This is a genomic window from Streptosporangium amethystogenes (assembly GCF_000721075.1).
GTDB classification, from domain to species: Bacteria; Actinomycetota; Actinomycetes; order Streptosporangiales; family Streptosporangiaceae; genus Streptosporangium; species Streptosporangium amethystogenes.
Window position 1 is genome coordinate 1 of the sequence record NZ_JOEQ01000088.1, and the last position, 4,548, is coordinate 4,548.

The following is a 4,548-nucleotide window of genomic DNA, read 5'->3' on the forward strand; positions in this document are numbered from 1 at the left end:
GAACAACTCGGGAACCACCCCACCCGACCACTCCACCACCGTGTCATTCCACTCGGACAACAACCGGTGACGCTCACCCTCCTCCAACACCTCCACCGCGCTCAGCCGGGTTTGCGGGTCGGCCGCCAGAGCCGCCAGCACCCGTACCAGCCAAGCGGTGATCCGCTGGGCGGTGCCCTCGTCGAAGAGGTCCTCGGCCGCGATCAGAGAGCCGCGCATCCCCGCGGGCCCTCGCGCGTCGAACACCTCCTCGACGCCCACCTCCAGGTCGAACTTCGCCGCGGACATCGCCGTCGGCACCACCTGCGTCCGGAGCCCAGGTAGCCGAAGGGTCGCTCCGGTGTTGTTCTGCAGCGTCAGCATCACCTGGAACAGCGGATGACGGGCCATCGACCGCACCGGAGCCAGTTCCTCCACCAGCCGCTCGAACGGCACGTCCTGATGCTCGAGCGCGGACAGGCTCGCCTCCCGCACGCGAGCCAGCAGCTCACCGAACGTCGGGTTACCTGACAGATCCGTGCGTACCACCAGTGTGTTGACGAAGAACCCGATCAGGTCGTCCAGCGCCTCATCGGTGCGGCCCGCGTTCGCCGTGCCGATCGGGATGTCGGTGCCCGCGCCGAGCCGGGAGAACAGGACTGCCAGCGCGGCCTGCAGCACCATGAACATGGTGACGTCTTCGGCCTGTGCCACCTGTACCAGACGTGCGTACACCTCCGCCGGGATCTCCACCGGTACCCGGTGCCCGCGGTGACCGGCCCTCGCCGGCCGCGGACGGTCGAAGGGCAGCGCGATGTCCTCCGGCACGCCGGCCAGCGCCTCACGCCAATAAGCCATCTGACGTGCGATCAAACTGTCAGGGTCCTGCTCATCTCCGAGGAGGTCACGCTGCCACAGGGTGTAGTCGGCGTACTGTACCGGCAGCGGCTCCCACTCCGGGGCCCGTCCCTCACACCGCGCCGCGTACGCGGTCGAGACATCCGCGGCCAGCGGCCCCACCGACCAGCCGTCACCCGCGATGTGGTGGACCACCACGACGAGCACGTGCTCTTCCACCGCGGTCTCGAACAGCCACGCCCGGATCGGCGCCTCCGACGACAGGTCGAACACGTGGGCCTTCGCCTCTGCGACCGCGTCGTCCAGTTCCGCCGGCGCCACTTGGACCGTCGACAGCTCCCAGTCCAGCTCGTCCGGCTTCAGGACGCGCTGGTACGGCTCGCCATCCGCTGTCGGGTACACCGTGCGCAGCACCTCGTGCCGGCCGATCACGTCCCGCAACGCGGCGTTCAGCGCCCGCTGGTCCAGCCGGCCCGACAACCGCAGGGCGACCGGAATGTTGTAGACGGCGCCGGGGCCTTCGAGCTGGTCGATGAACCATAGGCGGCGCTGCGCGAATGACAACGGGATCATCAGGACTCCTCCTGGTTGCGCATCGGCCGCAACGCCGGCCTAGCTGACCGTTGATTTCCGAGTTGCTGTGCCAGACGAGCCACGGTCGGTGCCGCGAACAGCACCCGCAGCGGTACCTCCACTCCCAGCACCGTCCGGATCCGGCTGATCAGCCGGACCGCGAGCAGGGAGTGACCACCAAGCCGCCGGAAGAAGTCGTCGTCCACCCCGACCTCGGGCAGCTCCAGGACCTCGGCGAACGCGGCGGCCAGGATCTCCTCCCGCAACGTCGCCGGCCGGCGCCCGCCCACCGGCGGCATGGACGCGTAGTCCGGGGCCGGCAGAGCCCTGCGGTCCAGCTTCCCGTCCGCCGACAACGGCAGCGCGTCGAGGATCACCACCGCCGAAGGCACCATGCTCTCCGGCAACCGCCGCCCGGCGAACCCGCGTACGAGTCCGGGCAGCCCATCGTTCCCGTCCTTGCCACCGGCGGGTACCACATAGGCCACCAGCCGCATCTCGGACGAGGTGTCCTCCCGCGCGACCACCACCGCCTGTGACACCCGTGGGTGCTCGGCCACGACCTCCTGGACCTCACCCGGCTCGATCCGGAATCCCCGGATCGTCACCCGCTCGTCTGCACGCCCCTCGAAGAGCAACTGCCCGTTCCCGGTCCAGCGCGCGCGATCGCCGGTCCGGTACAAACGCTCGCCGGACACGAACGGGCACGCCACGAACCGTTCCGCCGTCAATCCCGAACGGCCCAGATAACCGCGCGCCAGCTGCCCGCCCGCGACGTACACCTCGCCGACCCCGCCCACCGGCACCGGGCGCAGCCTCTCGTCCAGGACGTACACGCTCAGGCCCGGGATCCCGCGCCCGATCACGCTGCCCGTCTCCGCGCTGCGCGCGTCCAGTTCCTGGAAGGTCGCATGCACGGTCGTCTCGGTGACCCCGTGCATGTTCACCAGGCGGGGCCCGGTGTCCCCGCGGCCGGCCCACCAGCCGGCTAGCCGCCTGAGATCCGGCGCCTCGCCGCTGAGGACGGCCGCACGCAGTCCCGTGAGCCCCTCCAGGCCGCTTTCCTCGGCCGCCATCAGCCGGTAGAACTCCGACGGGGCCTGGCTCAGTATCGTGACCCGCTCGCGTGCCAGCAGTGCCAGGAGACCCTCCGGCGACCGGGACACGCTCAGAGGCACGACCACGACCCTCCCGCCGTGCAGCAGCGCGCCCCACAGCTCCCACGCCGAGATGTCGGACACGACCGAGTGGCACCAGCTCCACACATCGTCCGGCCCGAAGTCGAGCTTGCTTCGCGTCTGAGCGAGTAGTCGCGTCACATTGCCGTGCGTCACCGCCACGCCCGCGGGCCGGCCGGTCGAGCCGGAGATGTAGGCGACGTACGCCGGATGCTCCGGCAACAGCGCACTCGCGCGCTCACCCCGTGCCGGCGCGCCGGCGTCCAGCCCCGCCAGCTCATCCATCACCGCGGGATCATCCAGCGCCACCACCGGGAACTCGCTCAACCGGCCGCACAGGCTCAGCTTGGTCAGCACGGACCGCACCTCCGCGTCCGCCAGCGTGAACGCGATGCGCTCCGTCGGGTGCCGGGGGTCGACGGGCAGGTACGCGCCGCCGGCCTTCAGCACGGCGAGCAGCGCCACCAGCAGATCGACGCCGCGCTCCATCGCCACCGCGACCACCGACTCCGGACCGACCCCCTGAGCGATCAGCAACCGGGCGAGCCGGTTCGCCCGCGCGTCCAGCTCCGCGTATGACAGCCCGGCCCCGTCGCACACCACGGCGATCGCGTCGGGCGTCCGCGCCACCTGCGCCTCGAACAACTCCGGCAGCGTCCCGCTCTCCACCTCGGCGGCCGTGTCGTTCCACTCGGTCAGCAGCCGGTGACGCTCACCCTCGTCGAGAACCTCCACCGCGCTCAACTGCGGGTCGGTGCCGCCGTCCAGTGCCCGCTCCAGCATGGCCACCAGGCTCTCCGCGGCCGTACGCATCAGCCTGCCCACCGCCTGCGGGTCGATCGGGGCCACCGCGTCCACCGTCACCGACATCGCGTCCCCCCTGTCGTCGGCCGAGACCGACAGGGGGTAGTTCGTGCGTTCCCGGGAGAGGAGGATCCGCGTTCCCTCCATCACCCGGTCCAGGCTCTGACCGATCTCGTGCCGGTAGTTCAGGATCGAGGTGAACAACGGCACGTCACCGGCCACTCCTGCCACCTGTTGCGCCACGGCCAGCGGCGCGTGCTCGTGTTCCAGCAGCTTCGCGAGCTGGCCACGCGTCGCCGACACGGCGGCCAGTACGCTCAGCTCGCCGACCGGAACGCGTACCGGAAGCGTGTTGATGAACGGTCCCGGGATGCGGTCCGCGCCCGCTCCGGCGTTCATCCGGCCGGACAGCACCGTCCCGAACACCACGTCCTGACGCCCTGAGACGGCGGCGAGCACCCGCGCCCACGCCACGTGCATCACCGTCGCCAGGCTCGTTCCCGCGCGGCGCGCGGCCTGCCGGAGCCGCGTGCTCAACTCCTCGGGGAACGGCACCACCTCGCGCACCACGTCTGCGCCGTCGCCTCGTACGTCCACCAGCCCGAACGGCGCCGTCGGCTCCTCGACATCCCCCAGCAGCCCGCCGAAGTAGCTCTCGTACTCCGAGCGATCCACACCGCCCCGCGCCTGGGCCACGAAGTTCCGGAACGGCAGCGGCTCCGGCAGTTCCCCGTCACGCCCGGCGAGGAACGCCCCCACCTCCTCGAGCAGCACCTCCAGCCCTATGTGGTCCTGGACCATGTGGTGTGCCCGCGCCAGCGCCAGCCATCGGCCGTCCGGCAGGCCCGCCACGTGCAGGTCGATCAGCGGCGCCCGGTCCAGATTCATCGACGAGCCGCCGACCACCAGGAGATGCTCGACCGGATCCGCGTCCTGCGGGTCCAGGGCCACCTCCACCACCGGGAGCGGCGCGCGACGCCACACCACCTGCACCGGCTCGGACAGCCCCTCCCACACGATCGACGTGCGGAAGATGTCGTGCCGGTCCACCACCTGTTGCAACGCCACGGTGAAGGCGTCAAGGCGCGCGCGGGAGTCGAATTCCACGACGATCGGCTGCACGTAGGCGTCCTCGCCGCCGTCGGCCAGCAGATGG

The 4,548-nt window shown here is 70.8% G+C and carries 2 protein-coding genes; both read right to left on the minus strand.

From position 1 onward, the window contains the following. Nucleotides 1–1,410: condensation domain-containing protein (locus IG98_RS0143440; protein WP_030926298.1), on the minus strand; the 1,410-nt coding region annotated here is incomplete at its 3' end. Next, on the minus strand, nt 1,410–4,548 hold a 3,139-nt coding region (locus IG98_RS47960), incomplete at its 5' end, for a non-ribosomal peptide synthetase (RefSeq protein ID WP_030926300.1). The genes IG98_RS0143440 and IG98_RS47960, both read right to left, overlap by 1 nt.